The 13,817-nt window shown below is 70.8% G+C and carries 13 protein-coding genes; 3 read left to right on the top strand and 10 right to left on the bottom strand.

Going from position 1 to position 13,817, the window contains the following annotated elements:
• Positions 1 to 14: 14 nt before the first annotated feature.
• The 5 genes from ACQEXA_RS31500 to ACQEXA_RS31480 form a co-directional block, all read right to left on the bottom strand.
• Positions 15 to 1,133, bottom strand: a complete 1,119-nt coding sequence (locus ACQEXA_RS31500) for an LLM class flavin-dependent oxidoreductase (protein WP_432929245.1) — start codon at positions 1,131 to 1,133, stop codon at positions 15 to 17.
• 100 nt (positions 1,134 to 1,233) lie between these two features.
• On the bottom strand, positions 1,234 to 2,010 hold the full coding sequence (locus ACQEXA_RS31495; protein WP_432929247.1) for an SDR family NAD(P)-dependent oxidoreductase: 777 nt from the start codon (positions 2,008 to 2,010) through the stop codon (positions 1,234 to 1,236).
• A gap of 8 nt (positions 2,011 to 2,018) precedes the next feature.
• Positions 2,019 to 2,960, bottom strand: a complete 942-nt coding sequence (locus tag ACQEXA_RS31490) for an LLM class F420-dependent oxidoreductase (RefSeq protein ID WP_433131745.1) — start codon at positions 2,958 to 2,960, stop codon at positions 2,019 to 2,021.
• 138 nt (positions 2,961 to 3,098) lie between these two features.
• Positions 3,099 to 4,052 carry a hypothetical protein gene (locus ACQEXA_RS31485; RefSeq protein ID WP_432929249.1) on the bottom strand — a complete coding sequence of 318 codons (954 nt, stop codon included), beginning with the start codon at positions 4,050 to 4,052 and terminating at the stop codon, positions 3,099 to 3,101.
• Between the two features lie 144 nt (positions 4,053 to 4,196).
• A complete protein-coding gene (locus tag ACQEXA_RS31480; RefSeq protein ID WP_433131743.1) occupies positions 4,197 to 5,474 on the bottom strand; it encodes an amidohydrolase family protein in 1,278 nt (425 codons plus the stop codon).
• 219 nt (positions 5,475 to 5,693) lie between these two features.
• Here ACQEXA_RS31480 and ACQEXA_RS31475 point away from each other — a divergent pair, with 219 nt between their 5' ends.
• Entirely contained in the window at positions 5,694 to 8,636 is a 2,943-nt protein-coding gene (locus tag ACQEXA_RS31475) for a BTAD domain-containing putative transcriptional regulator (RefSeq protein WP_433131741.1), read from the top strand.
• Positions 8,637 to 8,848: 212 nt separating this feature from the next.
• Positions 8,849 to 9,061, top strand: a complete 213-nt coding sequence (locus tag ACQEXA_RS31470; RefSeq protein ID WP_432929255.1) for a hypothetical protein — start codon at positions 8,849 to 8,851, stop codon at positions 9,059 to 9,061.
• Between the two features lie 126 nt (positions 9,062 to 9,187).
• Here ACQEXA_RS31470 and ACQEXA_RS31465 read toward each other — a convergent pair whose 3' ends face one another.
• Genes ACQEXA_RS31465 through ACQEXA_RS31450 form a run of 4 tightly spaced genes read right to left on the bottom strand, consistent with a single transcriptional unit; the run spans position 9,188 to position 10,528 of the window.
• Positions 9,188 to 9,586: a hypothetical protein gene (locus ACQEXA_RS31465; RefSeq protein ID WP_433131739.1), complete on the bottom strand. Its 399-nt coding sequence runs from the start codon at positions 9,584 to 9,586 to the stop codon at positions 9,188 to 9,190.
• A complete protein-coding gene (locus tag ACQEXA_RS31460; protein ID WP_432929258.1) occupies positions 9,586 to 9,870 on the bottom strand; it encodes a hypothetical protein in 285 nt (94 codons plus the stop codon). The genes ACQEXA_RS31465 and ACQEXA_RS31460 overlap by 1 nt, the downstream gene beginning before the upstream one ends.
• Before the next feature lie 41 nt (positions 9,871 to 9,911).
• Complete coding sequence (locus ACQEXA_RS31455; protein ID WP_432929260.1) at positions 9,912 to 10,286, bottom strand: type II toxin-antitoxin system VapC family toxin; 375 nt, start codon at positions 10,284 to 10,286, stop codon at positions 9,912 to 9,914.
• On the bottom strand, positions 10,286 to 10,528 hold the full coding sequence (locus ACQEXA_RS31450) for a type II toxin-antitoxin system Phd/YefM family antitoxin (protein ID WP_355131919.1): 243 nt from the start codon (positions 10,526 to 10,528) through the stop codon (positions 10,286 to 10,288). Before ACQEXA_RS31450 ends, ACQEXA_RS31455 begins: the two co-directional genes overlap by 1 nt.
• Before the next feature lie 217 nt (positions 10,529 to 10,745).
• Between ACQEXA_RS31450 and ACQEXA_RS31445 the strand changes: the two genes are divergently transcribed.
• Entirely contained in the window at positions 10,746 to 12,215 is a 1,470-nt protein-coding gene (locus ACQEXA_RS31445; protein WP_433131738.1) for an O-antigen ligase family protein, read from the top strand.
• Here the strand turns inward: ACQEXA_RS31445 and ACQEXA_RS31440 are convergent.
• Positions 12,122 to 13,723, bottom strand: coding sequence for a FadD3 family acyl-CoA ligase (locus ACQEXA_RS31440; protein ID WP_432929264.1), 1,602 nt, complete (start codon positions 13,721 to 13,723; stop codon positions 12,122 to 12,124). The two genes, ACQEXA_RS31445 and ACQEXA_RS31440, sit on opposite strands and share 94 nt — an antisense overlap.
• Positions 13,724 to 13,817 lie beyond the last annotated feature (94 nt).

Genomic DNA, 13,817 nt, shown 5'->3' with positions numbered 1-13,817 from the left:
CGGCCCGGCCGCGGTCAGGCGCTCTGCCTGAACCGCGTGGTGCGGTGCACCGGGTCCGTGTCGATCTTCGGGATGACGTGCTCACCGATCAGCCGGATCGTCTGCAGCGTCTCCTCCTTGGGGATCCCCACCGGCAGCCCGAAGCTCAGCTGGTCGGCTCCCGCCTGCTCCCACCTCTTGCACTGCCGCAGCACTTCGTCCGGGTCGCCGCAGATGAGCAGCTCCTCCTCGATGAGCAGTTCCATGAACTCCTCGGTGTACTCGGGGAGCGTCTCGGGCCAGACCGGGAAGCCCTCGGGGCGCGGGAAGGTGTCGTGGTAGCGGAAGACGAGGGACGGCAGGTAGTGCAGTCCGCCGTTCACCGCGATGCGGATCGCCTCCTCGTGGGTGGGGGCGCAGACGGCGGTGGTCGTGACCATCACGTTGTCGTTGACGAAGTCCCCGACGGGCTCGGCGTCGACGACGGCCGTCTTGTACTGCTCGAGGACCCACTCCATGTCGGAGACCTTCTGCACGCTGAAGCCGAGCACCCCGAGGCCCTTCTTCGCCGCCATGGCGTACGACGGCGGGGACCCGGCGGCGTACCACATGGCCGGGTGCGACTTCCCGTACGGCTTGGGGAGCACCTTGCGGGGCGGCAGCGACCAGTGCTTGCCCTGGAAGCCGGCGTACTCGTCCTGGAGCCACATCTTGGGGAACTCGGCGATGGTCTCCTCCCAGATCTCCTTCGTGTGGTTCATGTCGGTGATGCCGGGGAGGAAGCCGAGGATCTCGTGCGAGCCGGCTCCGCGTCCGCTGCCGAACTCGAAGCGGTTCCCGGTGAGGTGGTCGAGCATGGCGACCTTCTCGGCGACTTTCACCGGGTGGTTGACCTGGGCGAGCGGGTTGAAGATCCCGGAGCCCAGGTGGATCCGCTCGGTGGCGTGGGCGAGGTAGCCGAGGAAGACGTCGTTGGCCGAGAGGTGGGAGTACTCCTCCAGGAAATGGTGCTCGGAGGCCCAGGCGTACTTGAAGCCGGACTTGTCCGCCTGGATGACGTACTCGGTCTCCTCCATCAGCGCCTTGTGCTCGGCGAGCGGGTCGGTCTCGGCGCGCTTGCCCACGTATCCCTGTACAAAGAGCCCGAATTCCAAGGAGGTTCACCGTCCCCAGGAGTCATTATCTGACGATCCGTCAGTTCTTTGCCGCCGACTGTGGCACCGCCCGAGTGGAGCGTCAATAGCTGACTGTAAGTCAGACAACGGACACTCCGGCCAGCCAGCCGCCGTCGATCACGAACGGCTGCCCGGTGATGTAGGAGGAGTCGTCGCAGCTCAGGAAGAGGGCGAGCCGCGCCACCTCCTCGGGCCGCCCGATTCGGCCGAGCGGCACCAGCCTGCGGTACAGCTCTTCGAGGGCCCTGGACATCTCCTTCGCGTCCGCGTCCGGGTCCAGCCGGGCCGGGTTGGACATCGGGGTGTCGACGGCACCCGGGCACACGGCGTTCACGCGGACCTTCCGGGACGCCAGCTCGATGGCCGCGACCCGGGTGAGACCGAGGACGGCGTGCTTGGTCGCCGCATACGTCCCCACGGCCGCCATGCCGGTGACCGCGGTGTGCGAGGCGGTGTTGACGATGGTGCCGCCGCCGGCGGCCGCGATCTCGGGCGCCACGGCCTTGATCCCGAGGAAACAGCCCACCTGGTTGATCTGGACGACGCTCATGAACTCGTCGAGAGGCGTGTCGACCAGCGCGTTGAACCGCAGGATCCCGGCGTTGTTGACCAGCCCGTCGATGCGCCCATACGTCTCCTTCGCGGCGGCCACCGCGGCGGCCCAGTCCGCCTCGCGGCCCACGTCCAGATGGACGTACGCCTGCCCGAGCTCCTTGGCGAGCGCCTCGCCCCGGTCGTCGAGCACATCCGTGAGGACGACCCGGGCGCCCTCCGCCGTGAACAGCCGCGCTTCCTGCTCGCCCTGCCCGCGCGCCGCACCGGTGACGATGACGACGCGCCCGTCCAGCTTGCCCATGACACTCCTCAGTTCAGATGGGGGGCCACCTCGGCCCCGAACGCCGCGATCTGATCGGTGAGTTCCGTGCGGCTCCGGCAGCGGAACCGCACCTGGATCTGGTGCACACCCATCGCGCGGTACGCACGCAGCGACTCGGCGACCGCCTGTGCGGGGCCGCTGATCGTGCGCCGTCCCACGTCCCAGCCCGACTCGCCCACATACAACGGCTCGGTGATGGCACCGACGGTGAACGGCCCCTCCATGCCCGCCTGCGCGCGCAGCCCGGCGAGACGGGCGATCTGCGCGGGCAGCCGGTCCCGCGGGTCGCCCTGCGGAAGCCAGCCGTCACCCTTCAGCGCCGCCCGGCGCACGGCGGCGGGCGAGGAGCCGCCGACCCAGAGGGGGACGTGCTCCTGCGCCGGGCGGGGGCGCTGCCCGAGCCCCTCGAAGTCGTACGCCTTGCCGTGGTGCTCCGGAAACTCGTCCGGTCCGAGGGCCGCCCGGAGCGCGTCGACGGTCTCGTCGAGGACCTCCCCCCGCCGCCGGAAGTCCACGCCCAACGCCGCGAACTCCTCCGCCACATGACCGGCCCCCACCCCGAGGACCAGGCGCCCGCCGGAGAGGTGGTCGAGGGTGGCGTACTGCTTGGCGGTCGCCAGGGGATGCCGCAGCCCGACGATCGCGACGTGACTGAGCAGCCGGACGCGCTCGGTGACGGCGGCCAGGTGGGCGAGGGTGGCGACGGGGTCGTACCAGACCGTGCTCATGGCCGGGGCCAGCCGGAGCGGGACGGCGACGTGGTCGCAGCAGGCGACGTAGTCGAAGCCGGCGCCCTCGGCGGCGAGGGCCACCGCGACGAGGTCCGCCGGCCCCGCCGCCTCCTCCCAGGGTTCGGCGTAGATCGTGCTCTGGGACTGGATCGGGAGCTGCATCCCGTAGGCCATATCCCCGTCCGGCCGCATTCGCATCGACGCACCACCTCTTTCTGACGGACCGTCAGTCAAGAACGGCCGACTTCATCGTCACGGCTGACGGTGCGTCAGACAAGGCCCGTGCGGGCCCGCGTTCCGGGCGGCCGCCGGTGCGGCCGCCCGGAACGGCCGCTCTCAGGAGCGGTAGGGGTTGCGCAGGTAGGTCAGGCTGAGATCGCCCGTGTTGCCGAAGTACTGGGAGACCAGGTACGCGGGATCGGTCGCGATCACGCCCGCCTGGAGGCCGCTGCCGTCATTGGTGTCGTCCCAGGCCCACGGGGCGTGCGCCGCGTTGTCCTCACCGTTGTCGCCGCGGAACGCGCCCCACTTGGCGTAGGTCTCGCTGTTGTTGCGCCGGCCCCAGAGGCTGTCGGAGGTGGTGAGGTCGGTGAGCCCGTAGCTCGCGTTGCGGTCGTTGCCACCGGTCGGGACGGAGCCCGCACCGCGGCTCGGCGAGTAGACGATGCCGTCGCCGCCGGGGAAGGCGGTGCCGTCCCAGGCGTAGGCGCCATGGCCGCGCGCCTCCTGGAAGCTCGTCGGGTGCGCCGCACCGTCGAAGTTCTGCATGATCACGGTGCCGTCGATGTTCTCCCGGCCGTCGGTGAAGGGACTGCCGGGCGGGGTGTACGAGTAGAAGTTGTCGTGTGCGAGCGTCACGACGGCCTGCAGGGTCCCGTACGCGCTGCCGTCCTTGCGGACGACCTCCAGCTGGCCCTCCATGTCGTTCTCGTGCGAGAAGAGGTTCAGCGGGTAGTCCTTCCAGTCCCTCGGGTGGAAGAAGGCGTAGGTGATGTACCAGTGCGTCGCGGTCTCGGCCACCGAGTAGTACACGGTGCCGGCCAGCCGCGAGGCGTTGGCGTCCAGGTCCTCCCAGTTGTTGACGGTGCTCCAGTCGCCGTCGTAGTTCACCGGCGCCAGGTAGTCGGCGGTGTAGTACGACGACGAGGTGTCCTGGTGGTGCAGCGGCGCCCAGCGGTAGGCGAGGTCCGCGTCACTGGTGGCGGCCGACGCGGGCGGGGCGACGAGCAGCGCGGTGGCGCCGACGAACGCGGCCGACAGGGTGGCCAGGGCCGATCTCCAACGGGGCACGGTGGTCCTCCGGTAGGGGGCTCGGGTAGGTGCGGGTGTGCCCATGCTGAGGACCGGCCGGCCGCGCTGCCGCCGTGGTCGATCAATGTTCAACGGGGGACGCGATTGTTCACCTGCGCAGCCCGGACCGTACGCGGGCGCCCCTCACTTCCGGGTCATCTGCGGGTCCTGTCCGGCCTGTTCGGGCCACAGACCTTCCTCGGTCAGCCCCAGCAGCTCGATGGCGTTGCCCCGGACGATCCGCTCCACGACGTCCGCGTCCAGGTGCCTCATCTGCGCCTCGCCGACCTCGCGCGACTTCGGCCAGGTGGAGTCGGAGTGGGGGTAGTCGGTCTCGTACAGGACGTTCCCGACCCCGATGGCGTCCAGGTTCCTGAGCCCGAAGGCGTCGTCGAAGAAACAGCCGTAGACGTGGTCGGCGAAGAGCTCGGACGGCGGGCGGTGGACCTTGTCCGCGACCCCGCCCCAGGCGCGGTTCTCCTCCCAGACGACGTCGGCGCGCCCGAGGATGTACGGGATCCAGCCGATCTGCCCCTCCGCGTACATCACCTTCAGGTTCGGGAAGCGCTCGAACTTGCCGCTCATCAGCCAGTCGACCATCGAGAAGCAGCAGTTGGCGAAGGTGATGGTGGAGCCGACGGCCGGCGGGGCGTCCGCGGACGTGGAGGGCATCCTGCTGCTGGAGCCGATGTGCATCGCGATGACGGTGCCGGTCTCGTCGCAGGCGGCGAGGAGCGGGTCCCAGTCGTCGGTGTGGACGGACGGCAGCCCGAGGTGCGGGGGTATCTCGGAGAAGGCGGCGGCACGGACGCCGCGCCCGGCGTTGCGCCGCACCTCTGCCGCGGCCAGCTCGGCGTCCCAGAGCGGGATGAGGGTGAGCGGGACAAGCCGCCCGCGCGCCTCGGGCCCGCACCACTCCTCCACCATCCAGTCGTTGTAGGCGCGGACACAGAGGAGGCCGAGCTCGCGGTCCTTGGCCTCGGTGAAGGTCTGTCCACAGAAGCGGGGGAAGGTCGGGAAGCAGAGGGCGGACCGGACGTGGTTGACGTCCATGTCGGCCAGGCGCTGGGGGACGTCGTACGAGCCGGGCCGCATCTGCTCGTACGTGATGACCTCGAGCCTGATCTCGTCCCTGTCGTATCCGACGGCGGTGTCGAGGCGGGTGAGGGGCCGGCGCAGATCTTCGTAGACCCACCAGTCGCCGAGCGGTCCGTCGTCGCCGGGCGCACCCATGACGGGTGCGAACCTGCCGCCGAGGAAGGTCATCTCCTTCAAGGGCGCACGGACGATGCGCGGGCCCACGTCCCGGTACCTGCGCGGAAGCCGGTCCTGCCACACGTTCGGTGGCTCCACGGTGTGGTCGTCGACGGAGATGATCTGCGGAAAGGTGCCGTCGGTGCCCTTGGTCTGTGAGGTCTCCATGACGGTCACCGTAGCGCTGATCTGACGAACCGTCAGCTCATGAACATTCCCCTTCGGCACTCCCCCGCCCTTGCGCACAGGGGGAGAACATGTGTGGACCTTGTGACACACCGCCCGGCGGCCTGTGATCGCCGTCTCCCACAGCTGACGCATCCGCCATGAACAAGGCAAACTGGCCTCCTTGTTGTGGTCTGTTCGGCAGGGGGCCTGGGGGCAGCGATGGACGGTGTACCGCGAGTGCCTGAGCAGCGGCGTCCCGAGCGATCGGCGGCGCTGCGCTTCGGCGTGCTCGGACCGGTGCGCGCCTGGCACGGAGACGATCCGCTGGCCACCGGCTCGCCGCAACAGCGCGCCCTGCTGGCCGCGCTGCTGCTGCGGGAGGGCCGTACCGCGACGGCGTCCGAGCTGATCGACGCGCTGTGGGGCGAAGAGCCGCCGCCGCGCGCGCTGGCGGCCGTGCGGACCTACGCCTCACGGCTGCGTAAGGTCCTCTCCCCCGGAGTGCTGGTCAGCGAGTCGGGCGGGTACGCGCTGCGGCTGAGCGACGCCCGCTCCCTGGACGTCGCGGCCGCACAGGAGCTGGCCGCCGAGGCGGAGAAAGCCAAGAACGCCGGGGATCTGGGCCACGCCCGGCAGGTGCTCAACGAGGCACTGGCGCTGTGGGACGGGGAGTCGCTGGCCGGCGTGCCCGGCCCGCACGCGGACACCCAGCGGACCCGCCTGGAGGAATGGCGCCTCCAACTCCTCGAGTCCCGCCTCGACATGGACCTGGAACAGGGCTGCCACGCGGAGGCGGTCTCCGAGCTCACGGCCCTGACCGCGGCGCACCCGCTGCGCGAACGCCTCCGCGAGCTGCTGATGCTGGCGCTGTACCGCTCCGGCCGCCAGGCCGAGGCGCTGGCGGTGTACGCGGACACCCGCCGTCTGCTCGCCGACGAACTGGGGGTCGACCCCCGCGCGGGCCTCAAGGAGCTCCAGCAGCGGATCCTCCGCGCGGACCCGGGCCTGGCAGAGCCGTCGGCACCTGCCGCCGAGCCCGCCGCCTCACCCGTCCGTCCCGCCCAGCTCCCGGCCACCGTCCCCGACTTCACCGGCCGGGCGGCTTTCGTCACCGAGCTGGGCGAGGTGCTGGCGTCGGCGGAGGGCCGCGTGATGGCGGTCTCGGCGCTGGCCGGCATCGGCGGCGTGGGCAAGACGACGCTCGCCGTCCACGTCGCGCACCAGGCCCGCGGCGCCTTCCCCGACGGCCAGCTGTACGTGGACCTCCAAGGCGCGGGCCCCCGGTCGGCGGAGCCCGAGACGGTCCTCGGCTCCTTCCTGCGCGCCCTGGGCACCGCGGACTCCGCGATCCCGGACTCGCTGGAGGAACGGGCGGCGCTGTACCGCTCGGTGCTGGACGGCCGCCGGGTCCTGGTCCTGCTGGACAACGCGAAGGACGCGGCCCAGGTGCGCCCGCTGCTGCCCGGCATGGAGGGCTGCGCGGCCCTTGTGACCTCCCGGGTCCGCATGGTCGACCTGGCAGGCGCCCATCTGGTGGACCTGGACGTGATGTCCCCGGAGGAGGCGCTGTCGCTCTTCACCAAGATCGTCGGCGCGGAGCGGGTGGCCTCGGAGCGGGAGGCGGCGCTGGACGTGGTGGCGGCATGCGGCTTCCTGCCGCTCGCCATACGCATCGCGGCGTCCCGTCTGGCGGCGCGCCGCACCTGGACGGTCTCCGTCCTGGCGGCGAAGCTGGCGGACGAACGCCGCCGCCTCGACGAACTCCAGGCCGGCGACCTGGCGGTGAAGGCCACCTTCGAGCTCGGCTACGGCCAGCTGGAGCCGGCCCAGGCCCGCGCCTTCCGCCTCCTGGGCCTCGCGGACGGCCCGGACATCTCCCTGGCGGCCGCCGCGGCGGTACTGAACCTGCCGGTGGAGGAGACCGAGGACCTGCTGGAGTCGCTCGTCGACACGTCCCTGCTCGAGTCGGCCGCGCCCGGCCGCTACCGCTACCACGACCTGGTCCGCCTCTACGCGCGTGCGTGCGCGGAACGCGACGAGTGGCCGCCGAGGGAGCGGGGGGCGGCGATGTCGCGGTTGCTGGACTTCTATCTGGCTACGGTGGCCGAGGGGTACGCGATCGAGCGGCCCGGGGACCGCCTGGTGGATCATTTGGAGAAACCCCGGACCGCTGGACTGACTTTTGAGAACCGGCGTGCTGCGCAGGACTGGCTCTACTCCGAGGCCGTCTCCTTGCTCGCGTGTGTGCGCCAGTCGTCCGACAACGCCCGGCTCAGGCGCGCGGTCGACCTGCTGTGGGCCGCGGTGGACCTGGCCGAGTCCGGAGCGAACTCCAGGGAGTACGAGGCGGCGGCCACGGCCCTGCGTGATGCCGCACGCGCCGTGTCGGACAGCCGAGCGGAGGGGCGGGCCGTTCTCGTCCTGGCCAACGCCAGGCACTGGTCCGGTTACTTCGATCAGGCCGACGAAGAGGCGCGACAGGCTCTCCGGCTCTCCGAGGCTGCCGGCGATCCGATGCCCTGCTGTTGGGCGGCGAACATCCTGGGCGCCTTCGCCTTCTATCAGAACCGCTACGTGGAGGCCGAGGAGCATCTCGAGCGGGCCATCAAGGACTTCCGTGCCTGCGGCGACCTTTCGGGTACGGCATCCGCCCTGTGCAACCTCTCACGCCTGCATCTGGCGACGGACCGCGCCGACAGCGCCGTGCGCCTCGCCCGGCAGGGGACCGGGATGTACGAGGAGCTGGGGCACACCCTCAAGGCTGCGAACGGCCATTACGCGCTCGGCATGGCCCTCAGCCGCAACGGCCAGTTGTCGGATGCTTCCGCCCACCTCAAGGACGCACTGCAGGTCTTCCGCACCAGCCGTCAGCGGCTGTGGGAGGGCATGACCCTGTTCCGTCTCGCCGAAGTGGATCTCCTGGTCCGCTCCCCCGCACAGGCCGCGGCCAACGCCGAGATGGCTCTATCAATGCTGAGGGGCATCGGCGGGGAATGGCGCCGGGGCAACGTGCTCACCGTCCTCGGCAAAGCGTTGAGCGGCATCGGCCAGACCGGCCGGGCCCAGGTCTGCTGGCGCGAGGCTCTCGAGATCTACGAGAGGCTGCACTCACCAGAAGCCGCAGAGGTGCAGGCATTGCTGACCCCGGCAGCGGCCGCCTGAGACATGGCACGGACGTTCATCGTTCGTTTATCGCCGCCAGGCACACTTTTTCTTGTCGATCCGCTGCTTCGGGGGGCAGGTGGACCGCCGGTGAGATCGCCGAACTCGCAGATTAGGGTGGGCGATTTGAGGGGCCCGTCCGGCCACCCTCGGGGGAGTGGCCGGACGGGCCCCCGACAGTCCGACAGCAACAGCCATGGGGAGCCACCACAATGAGCGACACCAGCAAGGACGCGCCGGTCGTCAAGCCGGACAACACGCACATCACCGACGCCGAAGTCGGCACGGCCGTCCAGCCGCTCAACACGCACATCACCGACGCCGAGGCCAGCACGAACGTCGAGCCGCTCAACACCCACATCACCGACGTCAACGACGGTGGGACCACACCGGACAACACGCACATCACGTCCGAGCCCAAGTAGACCTTCGTCCCACACGGGGATCGGCCGCGGCGGCGCGGAGGGGGAGCCGTCGCGGCCGAGGTGTGCGGTCACTCCGGCGGGGCCGAGCCCAAGCTCGGCCCCGCTGACGCACATTCAAGGGCGCCGTCACAGCGCGACGACTCGAACCTCTTCCGCGCACAACTTCGTCATGTCGTCCTCGTCGGACGTGTAGAGCACCACGTTCCCGCCCAGTCGGCCGGCGATCACCGCCAGCGCCGCGTCGATCGCGTACTTGTGACCGTGCAGTCCGGTGTCCCGCAACAAGGCGATCGCGTCCTCGGCGACGTCCCGGGTGACCGGCTCGACGACGATGCGGGACATCGCCCACGCCCAGGCCGCGTGCTGAACCTGCCCGTGATACGCCTCGATGAGGGTCATGGAGCTGGTGACGACACGGATTCCGGAGCGGTGGGCGTCCTTGAGCCGGGCGAGCATCCTGCGGTCACCGCGCACCGCCTTGGACAGTCCCTCGCAGTCCAGTACGTAGCAGGTGACGGCGGCCATCAGCCCGCCATCGGGTACGGGGAGCCGTCGGACGGGCCGCCCTCACGAGCGGCGAAATACCGCTCGTGCTCGCGCCGCTCCCTCTCGGCCTCGGCCAGCTCGGCCTCCGTGAGCAGACCGTGCTGCTCCTCCAGCCCGGCCACCAGGTCCCCCAGCCGGTCCTGCTCCCGCTGACGCTCTATCGCCCGCGTGACATAGGCGCTGAACCCGCCGGGCCCCACCTCACGCCGGACCTCCTCGGCCAGCTCCTCAGGCAGCGTCACGGTGTACTTCTTGGTTGCCATACCACTCACCATACCTACGCCCGCCGCCATCGGCCCGCCGGTCACACCGCCATGACCCGCACGTCGTACTCCGGGATCCACTTGTCCCGGGTCACCAGGGTCATGCCCTCGATCTGCGCCTGGGCGACCAGTATCCGGTCGAACGGATCACGGTGGTGCGCAGGCAGCCGGCCCGCCCTCACACCGTGCCCCGCCGTGACGGGCAAGCCGGTGAACTGGCTGTCGCGCACCCGCTCGGCCAGGTCCTCCGGACCCTCGAGCTTCCCCAGCGACTGCTTGATCGCGATCTCCCACGGGGTCACCGCGCTCACGTACACGCCCGGCTCGGTGTCGAGGAGGTCCTTGACCTCGCCGGGCAGCTCCGGGGAGTCGTCCAGCCACCACAGCACCACGTGGGTATCGAGCAGCAGCCGCATCAGCGCATCCCGAAGGCGTCCGCGATGTCGTCCGGCAGCTCGTCGAAGTCGTCGTGGATGTGGATGTGCCCCCGGAGGGACCCGCGCCCGGTCCGCCTCACCTTCGGGCGGAGCGGGACCACCTTGGCCACCGGCTCCCCGGCCTTGCTGATCACGACTTCCTGCCCCGTGGCGACCTGTTCCAGGATGCGGGAGAAGTGGGTCTTGGCCTCGTGCACGTTGTACTGGCGGACGGGTTCCACGGCGACCTCACGATTACGGTCAGCGAACCAGCGGGTGGACTAACTGATGGACTAAGTGTAGTCGACCCACCTGAGCCGGACCAGGCGGCGCCGCACACCGTCGGCCCCGGCGGGGGACAACGCGCGGAGAGCGGCGAAGCCACGTCCGTTCACCCTGTGCGCCCTGTTCGCCCGCCCGACACCCACGCGTCGCACCCGGCGGCCACGCTCGGGTGTCATGGCATCCGACCGGAGTGCGTCGGCAGGCCCTGGGCTGTCGTCGGCGATCGTTCAGTTCCTTCCCCTCGCCGTGGTGGCCGTCGTCTTGCTGGACGGCGCCACCGACTTCTTTCCCGACGACCCGATCGTCGGCATCCTGACGCCGACGCGGCTCGCCCTGGTCGTCGGGCTGATCGCCCTGGTCGTGCCCGTGCCGGGCCGGCGGCGGGCGCGGCTCGGGGACTTCCGCACGCGGCTGGATCTGCCCGTCGCGCTGCTGCTCCTGGCCTCGGGGGCGACCACGTACGTCGGCGGGCATCCCACCGCGCCGCTGCGCGGCCTGCTGACCGTGATCGTCTGCTACTACCTGGTCGTCGGGGTGTGCCGTACCGCGCCCGGGTCGTGGCGGGCACTCGGGTTGCTCGCGCTGGCCGGCGTCGCGGCGGCGAGCACCACCGCCTTCTCCCAGGTGACCAACAAGACCCCGACCGGCTTCTGCCGCACCGGGCTGCTCACCGACGTCGCGTGCGACGCGGGCGGGAACGGTGTGCTGATCCGGGCCACCGGCACCTTCTCCAACCCGAACCTGCTGGCCGCCTTCCTGGTGCTCCTGCTGCCGTTCGCCCTGCTCGCCGCGGTGGCGATCGAAGAGCGCACGGCGCGTACCGCCATCGTCGTCCTGGTGGTCATCGGGTACGGGGCGCTGCTGACCACCTTCTCCCGAGGCGGGTACGTCGCCGGTGCCGCGGGGCTCCTGGTCCTCGCCGGGGCCTACTGGCTGGCGCCCCGGCTCGCCGAGCGGGCACAGCGACGGCTGTTCGGCTTCCTGGGCATCGCGGCGCTGCTCGCCGCGGCCGCCGCCATCTGGGGCGTGTCCCGGGCCGGGAACGCACTGGGTGTGCGCGGCCAGGCATGGTCGGCGGCGCTCGAGGTCGCGACCCACAACCCGCTGGGCGTCGGTCTCGGGCGGTCGGGCGTCGTCATATCCGCCACCGCGCCCGGCGACCGCGTCTTCGTCCACGCGCACAACCTGTGGCTGAACTGGCTGGTGGAGACCGGGCCGCTCGGCCTGCTCGCCATCGTCTCGGTGACCGTGATCGCCTGGTCCTCCGCGGCCCGCGCATCCCGCGCGAAGTCGGTCCTCGGGACCGTCGGACTGTCCGCGCTGACCGGATTCTTCCTGGCGAGCATGCTGGATCACCCTGCCAACCTGGACCGGATCGACGAACTGTTCTGGTTGGTGCTCGCCGTGGTCATGGCCGAAGCCCCGGCCGGTTGGCGCCGCTCCGGCGCCTCCCCCGCTCCGGCCGCCACCGAGCCCACGCAGCCGCAGCACGGTCCGCAACCCGTCGGGGCCGGCGCGGCCGTTCGCAGCGCCTCCGCGTCCGGTGCCGGTCATGACCGCCGCCTGAGCTCCCCCTTCACCACCTTGCCGCTCGCGTTCCGCGGCAGGTCCCGTACGAACTCCACCGCCCTCGGCACCTTGTAGTTCGCCATCTCGCGCCGGGACCAGGCGATCAGGTCGTCCCCCGTCAGCACCGCCCCGGGGCGGCAGACCACGTACGCCTTGCCGACCTCCCCGAGGCGGGCGTCGGGTACGCCGATGACCGCCACGTCGGCCACGGCCGGGTGCAGGCCGAGCAGTTGCTCTATCTCCGCCGGATACGCGTTGAAGCCGCCGACGATGAACATGTCCTTGATGCGGTCCGTGATCCGGAGGTTGCCGGAGGCGTCCAGGACCCCTACGTCGCCGGTCCTGAGCCAGCCCTCCGGAGTCAGGACGTCCGCCGTGGCCCGCTCGTCCTCGAAATAGCCCCGCATGACGTTGAAGCCGCGAACCAGCACCTCTCCCGGCACACCCGGGCCGAGCGGTTCACCGTTCGCGTCCACCACCCGCACCACGGTTCCCGGGATCGCCCGGCCCGAGGTCGTCGCGATGACCGAGGGCTCGTCCCCCCTGCGGCACATCGTCACGAAACCGCTCGCCTCCGACAGGCCGTACGCCGTCAGGACCGTCTGCACACCGAGTTCGCCGCGCAGGCGTTCCACCAGGCGGAGCGGGATCAACGCCGCTCCCGTCACCACCAGGCGCAGAGCCGAGAGGTCATGGGCGTCCCTGGACGGGTGGTCCAGCAGGGACTGGTGGAGGGTCGGGGGGCCCGGCAGCACGGAGACCCGTTCGGCCGCGATGTTCGCCAGCACCGTGTCCACGTTGAACACCGACTGCGGGATCATCGTCGCGCCCCGCATCAGGCAGGCCAGCACCCCCGCCTTGTAGCCGAAGGTGTGGAAGAAGGGGTTCACGATCAGATAGCGGTCGCCCTGCCTCAGGCCCGCGAGGCCGGTCCAGATCTCGTAGGCCCGCAGCGACTGCCCGTGCGTGATCACGGCTCCCTTCGGGCGGCCCGTCGTGCCCGAGGTGAAGATGATGTCCGAGGGTGCGGCACCGGTGAGGGAGGCCGCCCGCTCCCCTGTCTCCGACGCGCGCACCCCCTCCCCGCTCGCCAGGAAGTCCTTCCAGGTGCGGAAGTCGGAGGGGGCGTCGTCCGCCAGGACGACCACCTGCTCCAGGTGCGGAAGGCCCGGGAGGGGGCCGTTGCCTGGTCCGGTCTGTGCGGCCCGCCGCAGCGAGGCGACGTACGACGTGCCCAGGAACGTGCCCGTCACGAAGAGCAGCTTCGCCCTGCTCCGCTCCAGTACGTACGCCGCTTCCGTTCCCTTGAAGCGTGTGTTGAGCGGGACCAGGACCGCGCCCGCCGACACCGCACCGAGCGCGGAGACGATCCAGTCGAGGGTGTTGGGAGCCCAGACCGCCACGCGGTCGCCGGCCACGACGCCGTTCGCGAGGCAGGCCGCCGCCGTGCGCTCCACCCGGTCGCCCAGTTCCGCGTACGAGATCCGGGTGCGGCCCTCGACCACCGCCTCGGCATCGCCGAAACGACGTGCCGCGCTCCGCACCAGTCCCGGAATGCTGCCCCACTCCACGTCACCGCGCACGGCCTGCCTCCCGCACACCCTGAAACCACTTAGCTGACTGACCGTCAGATTAGCTGTACTCTGACGGACTGTCAGCAGCCCGTTCTCCGCGCGG

The organism is Streptomyces sp. CA-106110 (genome assembly GCF_050936285.1).
In the GTDB taxonomy this organism is placed as follows: domain Bacteria; phylum Actinomycetota; class Actinomycetes; order Streptomycetales; family Streptomycetaceae; genus Streptomyces.
The sequence above is the reverse complement of the archived record's forward strand: the minus strand, read 5'-3'. Positions and strand labels throughout refer to the sequence as shown.

Excerpts from the sequence above, each read along its gene's own strand:
- ACQEXA_RS31495 (WP_432929247.1), bottom strand. The coding sequence starts at position 2,010 with ATGGGCAAGCTGGACGGGCGCGTCGTCATCGTCACCGGTGCGGCGCGC.
- ACQEXA_RS31490 (WP_433131745.1), bottom strand. The coding sequence starts at position 2,960 with ATGCGAATGCGGCCGGACGGGGATATGGCCTACGGGATGCAGCTCCCG.
- ACQEXA_RS31480 (WP_433131743.1), bottom strand. The coding sequence starts at position 5,474 with ATGGAGACCTCACAGACCAAGGGCACCGACGGCACCTTTCCGCAGATC.
- ACQEXA_RS31475 (WP_433131741.1), top strand. The coding sequence starts at position 5,694 with ATGGACGGTGTACCGCGAGTGCCTGAGCAGCGGCGTCCCGAGCGATCG.
- ACQEXA_RS31470 (WP_432929255.1), top strand. The coding sequence starts at position 8,849 with ATGAGCGACACCAGCAAGGACGCGCCGGTCGTCAAGCCGGACAACACG.
- ACQEXA_RS31465 (WP_433131739.1), bottom strand. The coding sequence starts at position 9,586 with ATGGCCGCCGTCACCTGCTACGTACTGGACTGCGAGGGACTGTCCAAG.
- ACQEXA_RS31460 (WP_432929258.1), bottom strand. The coding sequence starts at position 9,870 with ATGGCAACCAAGAAGTACACCGTGACGCTGCCTGAGGAGCTGGCCGAG.
- ACQEXA_RS31455 (WP_432929260.1), bottom strand. The coding sequence starts at position 10,286 with ATGCGGCTGCTGCTCGATACCCACGTGGTGCTGTGGTGGCTGGACGAC.
- ACQEXA_RS31445 (WP_433131738.1), top strand. The coding sequence starts at position 10,746 with ATGGCATCCGACCGGAGTGCGTCGGCAGGCCCTGGGCTGTCGTCGGCG.